This window comes from Mesorhizobium sp. P160219, assembly GCF_057786095.1.
In genome coordinates, this window is record NZ_JBYNWG010000001.1 from 307383 (window position 1) to 322940 (window position 15558).

The 15558-nt window shown below is 64.4% G+C and carries 14 protein-coding genes and 1 riboswitch; of the genes, 5 read left to right on the plus strand and 9 right to left on the minus strand.

Annotated elements, in window-relative coordinates:
* Positions 1–70 precede the first annotated feature (70 nt).
* The 3 genes from AC3EMP_RS01555 to AC3EMP_RS01565 form a co-directional block, all read right to left on the minus strand.
* Complete coding sequence (locus AC3EMP_RS01555) at positions 71–838, minus strand: amino acid ABC transporter ATP-binding protein (RefSeq protein ID WP_023673665.1); 768 nt, start codon at positions 836–838, stop codon at positions 71–73.
* On the minus strand, positions 835–1515 hold the full coding sequence (locus AC3EMP_RS01560) for an amino acid ABC transporter permease (protein ID WP_023693608.1): 681 nt from the start codon (positions 1513–1515) through the stop codon (positions 835–837). Before AC3EMP_RS01560 ends, AC3EMP_RS01555 begins: the two co-directional genes overlap by 4 nt.
* 137 nt (positions 1516–1652) lie before the next feature.
* Complete coding sequence (locus tag AC3EMP_RS01565; RefSeq protein ID WP_352712257.1) at positions 1653–2426, minus strand: amino acid ABC transporter substrate-binding protein; 774 nt, start codon at positions 2424–2426, stop codon at positions 1653–1655.
* A 398-nt stretch (positions 2427–2824) separates the two neighbouring features.
* On the opposite strand from AC3EMP_RS01565, the gene AC3EMP_RS01570 reads away from it, so the two are divergent.
* Positions 2825–3682 carry an RNA polymerase factor sigma-32 gene (locus AC3EMP_RS01570; protein ID WP_023685806.1) on the plus strand — a complete coding sequence of 286 codons (858 nt, stop codon included), beginning with the start codon at positions 2825–2827 and terminating at the stop codon, positions 3680–3682.
* A gap of 92 nt (positions 3683–3774) precedes the next feature.
* Here the strand turns inward: AC3EMP_RS01570 and AC3EMP_RS01575 are convergent, their stop codons facing one another.
* The 4 genes from AC3EMP_RS01575 to thiB form a co-directional block, all read right to left on the minus strand.
* A complete protein-coding gene (locus AC3EMP_RS01575) occupies positions 3775–5181 on the minus strand; it encodes a M48 family metalloprotease (protein ID WP_245260137.1) in 1407 nt (468 codons plus the stop codon).
* 330 nt (positions 5182–5511) lie between these two features.
* The gene (gene thiQ, locus AC3EMP_RS01580) at positions 5512–6276 is read right to left on the minus strand and encodes a thiamine ABC transporter ATP-binding protein (RefSeq protein WP_027050812.1); all 765 of its coding nucleotides are present in this window, start codon (positions 6274–6276) and stop codon (positions 5512–5514) included.
* Positions 6273–7871: a thiamine/thiamine pyrophosphate ABC transporter permease gene (gene thiP, locus AC3EMP_RS01585; protein WP_023754102.1), complete on the minus strand. Its 1599-nt coding sequence runs from the start codon at positions 7869–7871 to the stop codon at positions 6273–6275. The genes thiQ and thiP overlap by 4 nt, the downstream gene beginning before the upstream one ends.
* 220 nt (positions 7872–8091) lie before the next feature.
* Positions 8092–9099, minus strand: coding sequence for a thiamine ABC transporter substrate binding subunit (thiB, locus tag AC3EMP_RS01590; RefSeq protein WP_023754101.1), 1008 nt, complete (start codon positions 9097–9099; stop codon positions 8092–8094).
* Positions 9100–9142: 43 nt separating this feature from the next.
* Positions 9143–9257, minus strand: a riboswitch (TPP riboswitch).
* Between the two features lie 162 nt (positions 9258–9419).
* On the opposite strand from thiB, the gene AC3EMP_RS01595 reads away from it, so the two are divergent.
* From AC3EMP_RS01595 to AC3EMP_RS01610, 4 genes are read left to right on the plus strand one after another with little or no spacing between them, the layout of a single operon-like run.
* On the plus strand, positions 9420–10079 hold the full coding sequence (locus tag AC3EMP_RS01595; RefSeq protein WP_023690494.1) for a thiamine diphosphokinase: 660 nt from the start codon (positions 9420–9422) through the stop codon (positions 10077–10079).
* Between the two features lies 1 nt (position 10080).
* Entirely contained in the window at positions 10081–11901 is a 1821-nt protein-coding gene (locus AC3EMP_RS01600; protein WP_023734763.1) for an ABC-F family ATP-binding cassette domain-containing protein, read from the plus strand.
* A gap of 55 nt (positions 11902–11956) precedes the next feature.
* Complete coding sequence (locus AC3EMP_RS01605) at positions 11957–12199, plus strand: type II toxin-antitoxin system CcdA family antitoxin (protein ID WP_031215587.1); 243 nt, start codon at positions 11957–11959, stop codon at positions 12197–12199.
* Positions 12199–12498: a CcdB family protein gene (locus tag AC3EMP_RS01610; RefSeq protein WP_023673676.1), complete on the plus strand. Its 300-nt coding sequence runs from the start codon at positions 12199–12201 to the stop codon at positions 12496–12498. The genes AC3EMP_RS01605 and AC3EMP_RS01610 overlap by 1 nt, the downstream gene beginning before the upstream one ends.
* A 26-nt stretch (positions 12499–12524) precedes the next feature.
* Here the strand turns inward: AC3EMP_RS01610 and AC3EMP_RS01615 are convergent, their stop codons facing one another.
* Positions 12525–14180 (minus strand): hypothetical protein, encoded by a 1656-nt coding sequence (locus AC3EMP_RS01615; RefSeq protein ID WP_352652198.1) that lies wholly within the window; start codon positions 14178–14180, stop codon positions 12525–12527.
* A gap of 76 nt (positions 14181–14256) precedes the next feature.
* Positions 14257–15555, minus strand: a complete 1299-nt coding sequence (locus AC3EMP_RS01620) for an adenylosuccinate synthase (RefSeq protein WP_023684197.1) — start codon at positions 15553–15555, stop codon at positions 14257–14259.
* Positions 15556–15558 lie beyond the last annotated feature (3 nt).

Genomic DNA, 15558 nt, shown 5'->3' on the forward strand with positions numbered 1-15558 from the left:
AGGATGGGGACGACACCAGACCGCACCCGGACCTTCCGTCCGACCTCCCCACAAGGGGAACGTAGAAGGCTCAGCCGCCGGCTTCCTTCTCCGCCTCCTGCTTCAGCGTCGCAATAAAACGCTTGGTCCGTTCCCGCTCCGGATTGCTGAACACCACGGTGGACGGCCCCTTCTCGACGACGACACCAGCATCGAGGAACACCACCTCCTGCGCGATCTTGGAGGCAAGGCGAAGGTCGTGCGTGGCCATCACCATGGTGGTGCCTTCGCTGGCGAGTTTTCCGAGCACGTCGACCACTTCCTGCGCCAGTTCCGGATCGAGCGCCGAGGTCGGCTCGTCGCAAAGCAGAACCTTGGGCGACGGCGCCAGGGCGCGGGCGATGGCCACACGCTGCTGCTGGCCGCCCGACAGCGTTGCCGGCCAATCGTCCGCCTTGTGCGCCATGCCGACCTTCTCGAGCAGCGCCAGTGCCCGCTCGCGCGCCTTTGCCGTCGGCCATTTGAGCACCGTCACCAGGCCTTCCATGACGTTCTCGATCGCGGTGCGATGCGGGAACAGCTGGAAGTTCTGGAACACCATGCCGGTCTGCAGCCGCAGGCGCTGGATGTCGCGGCTGGGGATCTTGATGCCGGGACGGAATTCCAGCGTCTCGTCGCCGATGCGCACCATGCCCGAGGTCGGGATCTCCAACAGGTTGATGCAGCGCAGCAGAGTGCTCTTGCCACCGCCGGAGGGACCGACAAGCGCGGTGACGCTGCCTTCGGCAATGGTGACCGTCACGCCCTTCAGCACCAGATTGTCGCCGAAGCGCTTTTCGATATCGGTGAGGCCGATCATGAGCGCGCCTCCAGGAAGCCGCCATAGCGGTTGAGCCGCTCCTCCAGCCGCGTCTGCAAGGCCGAAAGCACCGAGCTCATCGCCAGATAAAGGATCGCCGCCTCGACATAGAGGATCAGCGGTTCATAGGTGGTGGCGACGATGCGCTGCGCCGCCTGGAACATCTCCGGCACGGTGATGGCGGCGGCCAGCGACGTATCCTTGACCAGCGAGATGAAGGTGTTGGACAGCGGCGGCACGGCGACGCGGCCGGCTTGCGGCAGGATGGTGCGCCGCATCGCCTGGCTCCAGGTCATGCCGATCGAATAGGCCGCTTCCCACTGGCCCTTCGGCACCGAGCCGATCACGGCGCGGATAATTTCCGAACTGTAGGCGCCTATGTTGAGGGTGAAGCCAATCAGCGCCGCCGGAAAAGCATCCAGCAATATGCCGACCGAAGGCAGGCCGTAAAAGATCAGGAACAGCTGCACCAGAAGCGGCGTGCCGCGAAAGATCCAGACATAGAAGCGGACCACGGCAACCAGAGGCTTGGGGCCGAACAGCCGCACCAGGGCGACAACCAGGCCGACGAACAGGCCGAGTGCGAACGATAGCAATGTCAGCGGTACGGTGAAGATCAACGCCGCCCACAGCAGTGTCGGCAACGAGTCCAGCATCAGGTGTAGCCAGTGCGGCACGAACGGCTCCTCCCTCACAGACCGCCGCGGTGACGGCAGTGCGATTGTGTGCTTCTCATATCATGCGAATAACGGCGAGCCGTCAAAGACGGCCCGCCGCTATTTGTCATTGCCGGCAAACCGCCGGGAGATGGTCTTTACTGCGAGACATCCTGGCCGAAATAGGTATCGGCGATCTTCTTGTAGGTGCCGTCGGCCTTGATGTCGGCCAGCGCCTTGTTGATCGCCGCGACCAGCTCCGGATCACCCTTGCGCACGATGACGCCGGAATAGTCGGCGTTCTCTTCCTGCGCGGCGATCTTCACATTGGCGTCCGGCTTGTGCTTCTTGAAGTCGAGGAAAGACAGGCTGTCATTGATGGTGGCGTCGGCGCGGCCGGTGAGCAGCAGCTGGATCGACTGGTCGAAGCCGTCGGTGCCGACAAGTTCGGCGCCGTTGGTCTCGGCGAGCTTGCCGAAATTCGATGTCAACGACTGTGCCGACTTCTTGCCCTTGAGGTCGGCGAAGGTCTTGATGTCGGTGTTGTCGCCGCGCACGATCAGCACGGCCTTGGAGGCGATGTAAGGATCGGAGAAATCGTACTTGGCCTTGCGCGCGTCGGTGATGCCGACCTCGTTGATCACGGCGTCGTAGCGGTTGGCGTCGAGGCCGGCGATCAGCCCGTCCCATTTGCCTTCGAGGAACTCGACCTTGACGCCGAGCTTGTCGCCGATCGCCTTGGCGATCTCGACGTCGAAGCCGACCAGCGCGCCGGAAGCATCATGATAGGTGAAGGGCGCATAGGTGCCTTCGGTGCCGACCTTGAGTGTGCCGGCCTGCTTGATCTGGTCGAGATTGGCGCCGGCGTGGCCTGATGTAACAGCCAGAACCTGCATCGTTCCGGCGATGATGAGCGAATTGAGCCATTTCATTTCTATGTGATCCCGTCCTTGGCCGGTGTCCGGCGCTTGTGAGAGCCGGAAACTGACAGATACAGCGCAGCAAAATAAGGAACCAGATTTCAAAAAAACGGCGATCCAGAAATCAGAATTCTCAAAGCAGCTCCGATCGGTGCCAATAGTCCCGATCTGCGGTGTCGATGCGCCCTGTCGGACCGCACAAAACAACCGCCCTCGGCGGCGGAACCAATCCCCGGTATGGCACGTTCATGGCTTGTTGTAGGGCGCCGCGTTTCCATTTCAAGAACCCTTGGCTGCGCTAGGCCCGAAGCAATTCCAGGAAAGTGGGAAAGCGGTTTCCTTCGGAATTGCGTCAAACAGAGATAACGGCCGCCAGGCCGTCCGAAAATGTCCGGGAGCAGGAGCGCGGCATGATCGAAGACACGGCAGGACGGACCATGGTCCGCACGGCAATGAAAGCCCCCTACCTCGAGCGCGATGAGGAACATGTTCTCGCCTTGCGCTGGAAGGAGGACCAGGATCAGCAGGCGCTGCATCAGATCACCGTCGCCCATATGCGGCTGGTCATCTCCATGGCTTCGAAGTTCCGACATTACGGCCTGCCGCTCGGAGATCTGGTCCAAGAGGGCCATGTCGGGCTGCTGGAAGCAGCCGCGCGTTTCGAGCCGGAGCGCGAGGTGCGCTTCTCGACCTATGCGACATGGTGGATCCGCGCTTCGATGCAGGACTATATCCTGCGCAACTGGTCGATCGTTCGCGGCGGCACCTCTTCGGCGCAAAAGGCGCTGTTCTTCAACCTGCGGCGCCTGCGCGCCCGTCTTGCCAATGGCGCCGAGCCGATCTCCAACGCCACGCTCTACCGCGAAGTCTCGGTAGCCCTAGGCGTCTCCGAGGCCGATGTCGCGAAGATGGATTCCAGGCTTTCAGCACCTGACTCTTCGCTCAACGCACCGCTCGCCGACGAAGCTGGCACCACCGAGCGGATGGACTTCCTGATTTCGGACGATCCATTGCCTGACGAGGTCGCCGGCGACACCATCGACGTCGAACGGCGCCTGATGTGGCTGAAGACGGCGCTCCGCGCGCTCAATGCCCGCGAACTCAGGATCATCGAGGAGCGCCGGCTGAGCGACGAAGGTGCGACGCTTGAGGCGCTTGGCGAGACGCTCGGCATTTCCAAGGAGCGTGTCCGGCAGATCGAGGCCCGCGCCATGGAAAAGCTCAAGCTCGCGCTGGTGAAGCAGAATCCGGAGTTCATGGCGGCCTGAGATTGCCAGGAACGGGGTACCCCGAGTTATCTCAGAAAAGTTATCTCAGAAAAAAGCACTACGAAGGCTGGGGTTTCTGACGAAGACCGGCGCTATCTGTCCGTGACGATCTTGACCTTGTCGCCGGCCGAAACCGAGGCGCCCGGCGACATCGCGTTGAGCACGCGGAACAGATCGAGCTTGCGGTCGACGCCGACCATCTGCGCCGAAAGTGTGCCCATCGTCTGCCCGGCCTGTACCGTGACGACGCGGATATGCAGCGGCTTCAGTGCCGCCTTCTCGGCGGGGCTGAGCACGCGGAACGAACCGCTGACCGAGCGTGCCACCGGATCGAGTGTCGTGCTGGCCGAGGGGGCCGCTGTCAAAAGCCGGTAGACCTGACCGCCGGCGCGGATCACCGCAATGTCGAACTGCCAGCCATCGGCGCCGGCGTGCGCGGTCGCCGCCTGGTTGCCGTCGATCGTCTCCTGGCGCACACTGGTCTCGTCGAGACCGGCCACCCAGCCGCTTCTGATGTAGTCGGTCAGCGCACGATCCTTGTCGATCGACACACCGTCGAAGCGGATCGCCATGTCGCCGGGACCGGTCGCCGTCACCGCCGCCGCCGAATTGTCGATGATGAAGCCGTCGGGCACCGTGAACGAAACGCCGAGGCCCGGATGCAGGAAGGTCTGGCCGCGCACATAGCCCTCTTCCGGCGTGTCGCCATAGAGCAGGCCGTCTATCCCGGCCAGGAAGGAATCGCGGTCGCGGGTGCCGATGCCCGGCGCGCCGAACTGGCGGGCGTGGCGCTGCGCCAGATCAATTCGCTGCGGCGTGTTGGGGTGCGTGGCCAGGAAGTCGAGGCTGGCGTCGGTGGCGCCGCTGATCGAGCGGAAATCGGTGTAGGCCGACATCGACTGCAGGAAACGCCCGGCGGCATAGGGATCGTAACCCGCCTCGCCGATCGACTTGATGCCGATGGCGTCTGCCTCCAGCTCCTGGTTGCGCGAGAACTGCGCCAGCCTCAGCTTGCCGCGGATCAATGCCTGCTTGGCGGTCGGGCTGTCGCCCAGCACATCGGAGACCACCTTGGTCGCCAGGCCTTCCTCGGCCTCGAGCTGCTGTCGCTGCAGACCGTGATTGGCGGTGACGTGGCCCATCTCATGCGCGATGACGGCGGCGAGTTCGGCCGAATCATTGGCCAGCGCCAGCAGGCCGCGGGTGACGTAGAGATAGCCACCCGGCAGCGCGAAAGCGTTGACGTTGGGCGAATTGAGGATGGTGATGCGATAGGTCTGGGTCGGATTGGCCGACACCACGGTCAGGCTGCCGACAACCTTGGCCACCATGCGCTCGAGCTTGGGATCGGAATATTCGCCGCCATAGGTGGCAAGGATGCGCGGATGTTGCGCCTTCGCCAGTTCGGCAAGCTTGCTGTTGGCGGCGACATTGTCGACCGTGATCGGCTTGTCGGAAGGCTGGAAGCCGGATTCCTGCACTTCGGGAGGCGTGAACATCTGGCAGCTGGCCAGCGCCACGGCAAGGCCGGCCAGCACGAGGAAGCGCACCAGCGGTCTGCGTTTCAAAGTGTCAGTGCCGGTCGGCAGCACGGCGTTCCTTCAGCTCTCGGCGCATGATTTGGACCGGGGTCCGCGCCAGCGAAAAATCGGTTTTCGTTGGCAATCCTGCACACATCAAAAAACCTACAGCGTTTACGCATCCGGCCGGGTGCGGCGCTGTAGGGGCAAATCACGGCTCGTGCCGGACCAGTACTAAGCGGACCTAGCCACATCGACTGGACCATGGCAAGCAAGCGCCACATCACCTGTAGCCGGTTTGGTCGTAAATTATGTCCGCTTCCGGGCAATATCGCGTGATCCGCCCGAACTTGCGCCGATATAGCGCCGAAACGCTTCAGGGCCAGTGCCGTCGAAAAAATCGGCGGCAGGTCCCGTCGCGGCAACCCTGCCATTGTCCAGAAAAACCATCTGCTCGCCGATACGGCGAGCGTCTTCCGGCTGATGCGTGACGAACAGCACCGTCATCGCCCGCTCGGCATGAACGCCGGCCACCAGGTCGAGCATGTCGTCGCGCAGCGCTGGCCCGAGCGAAGCGAACGGCTCGTCGAGCAGCAGCACCGGCCGGTCGCGCACCAGAACGCGGGCGAGCGCCACGCGCTGCCTTTCGCCGCCGGAGAGTTCGCGCGGCAGGCGCATTTCCTTGCCGGCCAGGCCGACGCGGTCAAGCGCCTCGGCGATTGCGGCGCGATCGGCGTCGGTCAGGTTGAGCGATGGCGAGCGGCCGAGCCCGACATTCCTCTCCACCGAGAGATGAGCAAACAGATTGTTTTCCTGGAATACCATCGACACCGGCCGCACCGAAGGCGGCTCGGCGCCGACATCGGCGCCGCCGATCAGCACACGACCGGACTCTGGCGTCTCGAAACCAGCCACCAGATTGAGCAAGGTCGATTTGCCCGAACCACTTGCCCCCATGATGGCGGTGATCTTCGATGTATCGAATTCGACATCGAACAGGAATGACGTTTCGCCATAGCTGAACGAGACCGTGTCCAGCCGGACAGTCGTGCCTTTCTCCACAGCGGACGTCACGATCTCTCTCCCCGTCCCAGCCAGTCTGCCGCGACCACCAATGCAAGGCAGACCGCCCCGAGCAGCAAAGCCAGCCCGGCAGCATCGGCCGTGCGATAGCTGCCCATGCGCGCCAGCAGGAGATAGGGCAAGGTCTGCACCGAATCGCTGCCGAACAGCGCGATGACGCCGAGATCGCCGAGCGACAGCGCCATGGCGAAGGCAAAGCCGGTGGCCAGCGGCCGCCGGAGCGACGGCCAGTCGACCAGAAGCAGCCGGTTCCAGCCCGCAATCCCGAGCTGCGCGCACAGCCTCTCATGGCGCTCGCTCGCCGCATCATAGGCCGGGCGCATCGCGCGGATGGCAAAGGGCATCGCCATCACCGCATTGACGGTGACGACCATGACCGGCGCGATGGCAAAGACATCGCTGACCGTGCGCAGCAGGAGAAACCAGCCGGCGCCGATGACGACGGGCGGCACGACGAGGACGAAGCCGGCGCCGGTGTCGGTGGCATGCTCGAGCAATGAACGGGCACTGGACCGGCGGCGCAGCGACAATGCCCGACGCGCCATGATCAGCGACAGCGACAGCGCCACCGAAAGTAGCGCCGCCGAGAAGGCGAGACCGGCGCTGGTCAGCGTCGCCTGACGCACGGCACTCTCGCCCGCCAGCCGGCCGAGATCGGCGTCGAGGCCGGACGCGACGGTGGCCGCCATTGGTCCGGCGACGAACAGCAAGGCGAGCACGATCAGGACGGCGTTGAACGCTGTTTCTGCTTTGCCGGCCAAGTGATAGCGGCGCGGCGCGACAGGCAAATTGGCGTCGCCGGTCACATTGGCGCCGAGCCGCGTCAGCGCCAGCATGACGGCAAAAGTCAGCGCGATCTGCAGCACCGTCAGCGTCACCGCTCGCGCCGGATCGAAGTCGAAACGCAGCGCCTGATAGATGGCGACTTCCAGCGTCGTCGCCGCCGGCCCGCCGCCGAGGATCAGCACGATGGTGAAGGAGGTGATGCAAAGCATGAAGACAAGCCCGGCGACGCCCGGCAGCGCGGCGCGCAGCACCGGCCACTCGATCAGCCGGAAGGCTGGCCTCGCCCCCATGCCGAGCTGGCTCGCCAGCCGCCATTGATCGGCCGGCACCGTTCCCAGCGCTTCGAGGAACAGCCGGGTGGCCAGCGGCAGGTTGAAGAAGACGTGGGCGACGAGGATGCCCGGCAGCCCATAGATGTCGGGCCAGCTCTGGCCACCGATCGCGGCGAAATAACCGGCGCGGCCATAGAGCGCCAGTATGCCCAGCGCTGCGACAATCGCCGGCAAGGCAAGGGGCACAGTAAACAGCTGCAGGATGAAGCCGCGTCCGAAGAAGCGCGGATGCCGCGACAGCGCCCGGGCGACGAACAGCGCCGGTACGGCGGAAAGCAGCATCGAGAGCGCAGCCTGCCAGAGCGTGAAGCGGACAACGCGCAGGAGATAGAGGTCAAAGGCGGACGCGGCGCCGGAAAGGTCGTGCGCGCCTTCGCGGATAAGGCCGGCGAAGGCGCCACCGATCAGCAGCGCGATTGCCGCAAGCGCGACAATGCCGGCCGTGATGCGGGGGTCAGAGCGTTGCACTCTTTACCGGGCGTCGCGTTCCTTCGCGCCCCCCTCTGTCCTGCCGGACATCTCCCCCACGAGGGGGGAGATTGGCGGTTTTAGCGCTCCGCTCATTCCTGCAGCTTCGGAGATTGGCGAAAGTCAACGTAAAGGCCAATCTCCCCCCTCGTGGGGGAGATGTCCGGCAGGACAGAGGGGGGCGCCGTAGAGCACTCATCTTTTGACTATACAGCCAAATCTACTTGCTCATCACCGCCAGCCATTCATCCACCCAGGCCTTGCGATTTGCCGCGACCTCTTCCGGGCTGAACAGCAAGGTCTTCGCCGGCTTGACCAGCCTATCAAAAGCCGGATTGAGCGGCTTGTCGGTTTTCCCGGCCGGGAACATCCAGTTGGTCTCCGGAATGACATCCTGGAATTTCGGCCCGGTCATGAAGGCCAGGAACTTCGCCGCCAGCGGGTTCTTCGCGCCCGTGGTGGTGATGCCGGCGACCTCGACCTGCAGATACTCGCCTTCCTCGAACGAGGCCGCCTGGTAGCGCCCGGTGTTCTCGGCCACCATGTGGTAGGCCGGCGACGTCGTATAGGAAAGCACCATCGGCGCCTCGCCCTTGGAGAACAGGCCATAGGCCTCGCTCCAGCCCGGCGTCACCGTCAGCACTTTGCCCTTGAGTTTCGCCCAGGCTTCCGGCGCCTTGTCGCCATAGACCGACTTGACCCACAGCAGCAGGCCGAGGCCCGGCGTCGACGTCCTCGGATCCTGGATGACGATCTTGTCGGCGGCATCGCCCTCGACCAGTTCCTTCAGGCTCTTCGGCGGGCTCTTCAGCTTTTCGGTGTCGTAGACGACGGCGAAATAACCATAATCGTAGGGCACGAAAGTGTCGTCGCTCCAGCCGCCCGGCACGTTGTTTTCAGCCACCGCGCCATGTGGGACAAACAGGCCGGAAGCCTTGGCTTCCGCGGTGAGGTTGGTGTCGAGACCAAGCACGATATCGGCCTTGGTCGAGGCACCTTCGAGCTTGACGCGGTTGAGAAGTGCGACGCCGTCGGCGACCGAGACGAAGTCGACGCTGCAGCCACACTCGGCCTCGAATTCCTTCTTCACCTGGGGGCCTGGACCCCAGTCGGCAGTGAAACTCTCATAGGTATAGATCGTGAGTTTTTCCTGCGCGCACGCAGGGCTTGCCAGTAGCGAAACAGCAAGCCCCAGCGCTGGGACAAGACGGGACAAAAAAATGCGCATCGGCGCCTCCTTCATTCGTGTTGAAAGGAATTGAGGCGTCGGGCTGTCCGAAGCGTCTAATCCCTCCGCCGGTACAAACCGGATCAGGTTCAGCGGGTTGGCGAGACTGCCTCTCAGCCGGTCCGCGAAGATCGCGTCCGGCACCCCGTTAGAGCGTTTCGACACATAGGCCCGGCCAAGGTGCCACGCAAGTGGAAGTTTGCCCGAGCGTGATCCCGGAAAGTGGAATCCGTTTCCGGAAAAAGATCATGCTCCAACAAAGAGTGACGGTGCCGCTCGGCCTTCCGTTTCGTCGGCGGGGCTGGTAAGGGCCAGCGGATATGAGCACATTCACCATCCTGCTTGGCGGCGATCTCGTCCGCACGCCGCGGCTCGACCGCCAGGTCGCGGGCACGCGCGTCATCGCCGCCGACGCCGGCATCGATCATGCCCGCCTGCTCGGCGTGATGCCGGAGCTGTGGGTCGGCGATTTCGATTCCGTGCCGGCGGACCTGCCTGCCGATCTCGCCGCCGTGCCGCGGGAGGTGTTTCCTCCCGAAAAGGACAAGACCGATGGCGAACTGGCGATCGCGGCGGCATTGGAACGCGGCGCCACCAGCCTGGTGCTGGCCGGCGCTTTCGGCGGCAAGCGCGCCGACCACGCCTTCCTCCATCTGGCGCTCAGCCTGCGGCTGGCCGAGGCCGGCACAAAATTGCTGTTGACCAGCGGAGCGCAGGAAGGCGCCCCTCTGCTGCCTGGCAAGGCCGGCTTCGACTATGCCGACGGAACGCTGTTTTCGGTGCTCGGCTTTTCCGATCTTTCGGGCCTCACCGTGTCCGGCGCGAAGTGGCCGCTCGACCATGTCGAGGTCGTGTTCGGCTCGTCGCTGACCATCTCGAACGAGGTCAAGTCCAACACGACCGGGGGCGGCCTCGAAATCGCGCTCGGCCATGGCCGCGCGCTGCTGCTCGCCCACCCCTACCCCTTGCCTGAAAGCTGACATGGCCCCGCCCCTTCTCAACCTCGACGGCATAAGACTGACCTTTGGCGGCACGCCGCTGCTCGATGGCGCCGAACTGACGGCGTCCGCCGGTGACAAGATCGCGCTCGTCGGCCGCAACGGCTCCGGCAAGTCGACGCTCCTGAAGATTGCTGCTGGTCTGATCGAGCCGCAAGACGGCGAGGTCTTCCGCCAGCCTTCGGCAACGGTGCGCTATCTCCCGCAAATGCCCGACATGGACGGCTTTGCCAATGTGCGCGCCTATGTCGAGGCCGGGCTTGGGCCTGCCGACGATCCCTACCGCGCCACATATCTGATGGAGCATCTCGGCCTCGCCGGCACGGAGAACCCCAACGATCTCTCCGGCGGCGAGGCGCGCCGCGCAGCACTTGCCCGCGTCATGGCGCCCGAACCCGATATTCTGCTGCTTGATGAGCCGACGAACCATCTCGATTTGTCGGTCATCGAATGGCTGGAAGAAGAGCTTGTCCGGACGTCTTCGGCGCTGATCGTCATCTCGCACGACCGTCGCTTCCTCGAACGCGTCTCGCGCGCCACTGTCTGGCTCGACCGTGGCCAGACCCGCCGCCTCGACAAGGGCTTTGGCCATTTCGAGGAATGGCGCGACCTTGTGCTGGAAGAGGAAGAGCGCGAACAGCACAAGCTCGGCCGCCAGATCGTGCGCGAGGAGCATTGGCTGCGCTATGGCGTGACGGCTCGCCGCAAACGCAACATGCGCCGCCTGGGCGAACTGCAGACCATGCGCCAGCGTTTTCGCGGCCATCGCGGCGCCGAGGGCTCGGCGACCATGGTGGCCAGCGACGCCGCCGAATCCGGCAAGCTGGTGATTGAGGCCAAGAACATCGAGAAGAGTTTTGGCGACCTGACCGTGGTCAAGGGCTTCTCGACCCGCATCCAGCGCGGCGATCGCGTCGGCCTTGTCGGGCCGAACGGCGCCGGCAAGACGACGCTGTTGAAGATGCTCACCGGCGAGATGAAGCCCGATGCCGGCTCGGTGCGGCTCGGCACCAATCTGGAAATCGCCACGCTCGACCAGAAGCGCGAGGCGGTCGATCCGGCCGAGACCCTGGCGCAGTATCTCACGGACGGGCGCGGCGAAAACCTCGTCATCAATGGCGAGCAGCGCCATGTCGTGTCCTACATGAAGGATTTCCTGTTCAAGCCGGAACAGGCGCGCACCCCGGTGCGCGAGCTGTCCGGCGGCGAACGGGCGCGGCTGCTCCTGGCGCGTGTTCTGGCGCGGCCGGCCAACCTTCTGGTGCTCGACGAGCCGACCAACGATCTCGACATGGAGACGCTGGAACTGTTGCAGGAACTTGTCGCCGGCTTTGCCGGCACGGTCATCCTGGTCAGCCACGACCGCGACTTCCTCGACCGCACCGTCACCAGCATCATCGCCCCGGACGGAGGCGGCCGCTGGATCGAATATGCCGGTGGCTATTCCGACATGCTGGCGCAGCGCGGCGGCACCCGGCTCGACGACCGCAAGGCGCGCGCCAAGGCCGAAACCAGCGATGCGCCGGCGCCGGGCAAGAGCGAGCCGGCAGCGCCAAAAGGGCCGTCGAAGAAACTGTCGTTCAAGCAGAAATTCGCCCTGGAATCCTTGCCCAAGAAGATCGAGGCGGTAATGGCCTCGATCTCGCGGTTGGAAAACAACATTGCCGATCCCGCCTATTACGAGCGCGACCCGGCCTCGTTCCAAAAGACCATCGCCGCCCTCGACAAGGAACGCGCCACGCTGGCCGCACTCGAGGAAGAGTGGCTGGAGCTGGAAATGCTGCGTGAGGAGATGGAGGGGTAGCATTGCCTGCGGTCTTTTATGCGCGTATATTGTGCGCATGAAAGGAGGCATCTCCGTGCTTCAATCGACGCCAAAAACTCAGCGGACCTCTGTCAACACGTCCATTGACTCTCAGTTGATCAAGGACGCCAAAGCGTTGGGCATCAACATCTCCCGCGCTGCCGAAGCAGGGATCGCGAAAGCGATTGCGGCGGAGAAAACGCGTCGATGGCAAGAAGAAAACTGGGAAGCCATCGAAAGCTCCAACGAATATGTCCGAAAGAACGGACTGCCATTGGCTAAACACCGGCCGTTCTGATGGCGCGTTACGATTTCTATCGGAGTACCGAGAGCGACGGTTATCTTCTCGACGTGCAGTCAGATATGCTTGAAGGGCTGAGCACGAGGGTGGTCGTTCCTTTGATGCCGCCCGAGATTGCCCCGCTTCCTGGCCGCCGCCTGAACCCGACCTTCGCTATAAACGGCAAAGATCTTGTGATGGTCACACAGTTTGTGTCGGCCTTCAGCGCGTCCGAATTGCGGATGCCAGAGGGAAACCTTTCTAGACATCACGACGACATCGTCGCCGCGCTCGACATGCTGTTCCAGGGCTTCTGAGCGAAGGCAGCCGCTACTGCCGCCCGTCAACCTGCCGTCTTGGCCTGCCAGGCCTTCAGCGCCTCGTCGAACACCTTCTCGCCCGGAATGCCCTTTTCCATGGTCAGCAGCGCCCGGCGTCCGGTCTTGTAGACCACCGGCACGTCGATCCAGTCCTGGCCTCGAAGCAAGGTCATATTGGCGTCCTCGTCGGCCTTGGTGTCGTTGAGCGCCACCAGGAAGAAGCCGTCGGCGATCTTGGCCGGAATGCCGATCAGCGGGCTGCCGGCATCCTGTTCCGAACTCTTCATGGCGACGCGCAGGATGTTGTCGACGCCACCGCCGTCAAAGCCCTCGGGCGTCAGGAAGATCATCTCGATGATGTGGCTGGCCGGCAGCGTCTGGTCGGTATTGCGGCGGATGGTCATGCGCAGCTGGATGTCCTTGCCGGGAATGGTCGCCTCGGCGCGGATCGCCGGCTCAGGCGGCAGGTCGCCGCCGGGGGATTCCTGCACCAGCGACCAGACGATGCTGCCGGGTTCGGCCGATCCTTGCGCGGTCGAGGTGCGTTCCTCGTAGAAGATCGCCTTCTGGCCGACCGCAACGGTGGGCTCGGAAGCGGCGGCCGCCGGCGCCGCGGGCGGCGTGCCGGTCGCGGGCGGCGTGGCGGCGGCATCAGCCGGTGCTGCCCCATTGGGCGGCGGAGCGGCGCCATCGGCGGGCGGCGTTGCCGGTGGCGTGGCGGAAGCGTCGGGCGCCGGCGCGGCGGGCGCGCCCGTGGCTGCGGCGTCGCCGGCCGGCGGGGTCGCAGGCGCTGGAGCCGCAGGTGGCGCTGGAGCCGGGGGTGGCGGTGTGGTCAGCGCGGCGACGGACTCGCCCTCGCCGATGCCGCTTTGACCGGCCGCGGGACCGGGGTCGGTTTCACCGCCTTCGGGCGACAGGCGCTGGGTGAACTTCGTTCCCTCGCCGGCAGCGGCCGGTGCCGGTGCATCGGCCGCGGGCTTGGCCGGCGCCGGCTTTACCAGCGGTTCGGTCGAGACCGTCTTGGTGTCGCCGCCGAGGCCCAGCATCGAGCCAAAGGCATCCTTGTTCAGCCAGATGCCATAGCCGCCGCCGGCGACCACCAGAAGCGCGACGACAGCCGCGATCAACCCGCCATAGCTGCGCCTGCGCTCGGCTGGGCGCAGGCGCTGGAACGTGTCCGCGACCGGCTGCTCGTCATTGGCGAACACATCGGCGCTGTCGTCGTCGGCGTCCAGCTCCACGGCTTGCTTGTCGATGGTTTCTGCACGCGCAGGCGACGGCGGTGTCGGCGCGGGCCTCTGCCAGCTCGGCTCTGTCCTGGCGGTCGGCGCCGGCTGCACGGGTTTCGCCGGCTGCCAGGCCGGCGCAGGCGTGGCGGAAGGCTTTACATGACTGGACTGGTTCTTGTTGCGGTCTATGGAGGAGAAGATGTGCTCCAGCTCCGCCAGCGGATCGGATGCCGGCACCGCCCTGGCATAGTCGCGCTCGACGCTCGAGATGGCATCTTCCAGGGATCGCTTCTGCGTGCTTATGGCTTCGGCGGCCAGCGGCGGCGAATACTCCGCAAGCTTCTTCGCCAGCATGGTACGAACGCTTTCATAGATCCGCGTACGCTTTTCGGGCGTTTCGTCGCCGTGCTTGTCGAGCGCCTTTTTCAGAATAGCAACGAAATCTGCCATGCTTCAGTCGACCTGTATTTTGTTTCCGCGCCGGCCCCCGCAAATCGGCCGCGATGCCCGGAAAGGCTTCAGAAAACTAGTCTTGAAACGGATCGGTCACAAGTATCGTGTCGTCCCGTTCCGGGCTGGTGGAAAGGAGCGCGACGGGTGCCCCGATCAGCTCCTCGATGTAACGGACATATTTGACGGCCTGCGCCGGAAGGTCGTTCCAGCTGCGCGCGCCGGCTGTGGTGCCTTTCCAGCCTTCGAGCGTCTCGTAGACCGGCTCGACACGCGCCTGCGCGCCCTGGCTGGCCGGCAGATAGTCGATCGTTTCGCCGTCGAGACGGTAGCCGGTGCAGACCTTGATCTCATCCAGCCCGTCGAGCACGTCGAGTTTGGTCAGGGCGATGCCCTTGATACCGTTGACGGCGACGGCCTGGCGCACCAGCACGGCGTCGAACCAGCCGCAACGGCGTTTGCGCCCGGTGACGACGCCGAATTCGTGGCCACGCGTACCGAGAAATTCGCCGATCTCGTTCTTCTGCTCGGTCGGGAACGGGCCTTCGCCGACACGCGTCGTATAGGCCTTGGTGATGCCCAGGACATAGCCGATGGCGCCGGGGCCCACCCCCGAGCCGGCGGCTGCCTGGCCGGCAACGGTGTTGGACGAGGTGACGAACGGATAGGTGCCGTGGTCGATGTCGAGCAGCGTGCCTTGCGCGCCCTCGAACAGGATGCGTTCGCCGGCGCGGCGCTTGTCGTCGAGGATTTTCCAGACGCGGTCCATATAGGGCAGGATCTCATCGGCGACCGAGGTCAGCTCGGTCATGATCGCCTCATGCGTGACTTCGCCATGGCCAAGCCCGCGACGCAGCGCATTGTGATGCGTCAGCAGCCTGTCGACCTTGAGAGGCAGCGTTTCCAAATCCGCCAGATCCATCACCCGAACCGCGCGCCGGCCCACCTTGTCTTCATAGGCTGGGCCGATGCCACGACGCGTCGTGCCAATTTTCGTCCCGGAATTGGAGGCGGCGTCCTCGCGGAATCCGTCCAGCTCCCGGTGCAGCGACAGGATAAGCGCCGTGTTTTCGGCTATTTTCAGGCGGTCCGGCGTGACCTCGACGCCTTGCGCCTTGAGTTTTGCCACTTCGGCGACAAAGGCGTGCGGGTCGAAGACGACGCCATTGCCGATGATCGACAGCTTGCCTTGCCGCACCACGCCCGACGGCAGCAGCGACAGTTTGTAGACCTTGCCGTCGACGACCAGCGTATGGCCGGCATTGTGGCCGCCCTGGAAGCGCACGACCACGTCGGCGCGCTCCGACAACCAGTCGACGATCTTGCCCTTGCCTTCGTCGCCCCATTGCGAGCCGACGACCACCACATTGGCCATGTT

Coding starts and splice junctions, on each gene's coding strand:
- AC3EMP_RS01555 (WP_023673665.1), bottom strand. CDS start 838: ATGATCGGCCTCACCGATATCGAAAAGCGCTTCGGCGACAATCTGGTG.
- AC3EMP_RS01565 (WP_352712257.1), bottom strand. CDS start 2,426: ATGAAATGGCTCAATTCGCTCATCATCGCCGGAACGATGCAGGTTCTG.
- AC3EMP_RS01570 (WP_023685806.1), top strand. CDS start 2,825: ATGATCGAAGACACGGCAGGACGGACCATGGTCCGCACGGCAATGAAA.
- AC3EMP_RS01575 (WP_245260137.1), bottom strand. CDS start 5,181: ATGTTCACGCCTCCCGAAGTGCAGGAATCCGGCTTCCAGCCTTCCGAC.
- thiB (WP_023754101.1), bottom strand. CDS start 9,099: ATGCGCATTTTTTTGTCCCGTCTTGTCCCAGCGCTGGGGCTTGCTGTT.
- AC3EMP_RS01595 (WP_023690494.1), top strand. CDS start 9,420: ATGAGCACATTCACCATCCTGCTTGGCGGCGATCTCGTCCGCACGCCG.
- AC3EMP_RS01600 (WP_023734763.1), top strand. CDS start 10,081: ATGGCCCCGCCCCTTCTCAACCTCGACGGCATAAGACTGACCTTTGGC.
- AC3EMP_RS01610 (WP_023673676.1), top strand. CDS start 12,199: ATGGCGCGTTACGATTTCTATCGGAGTACCGAGAGCGACGGTTATCTT.
- AC3EMP_RS01615 (WP_352652198.1), bottom strand. CDS start 14,180: ATGGCAGATTTCGTTGCTATTCTGAAAAAGGCGCTCGACAAGCACGGC.
- AC3EMP_RS01620 (WP_023684197.1), bottom strand. CDS start 15,555: ATGGCCAATGTGGTGGTCGTCGGCTCGCAATGGGGCGACGAAGGCAAG.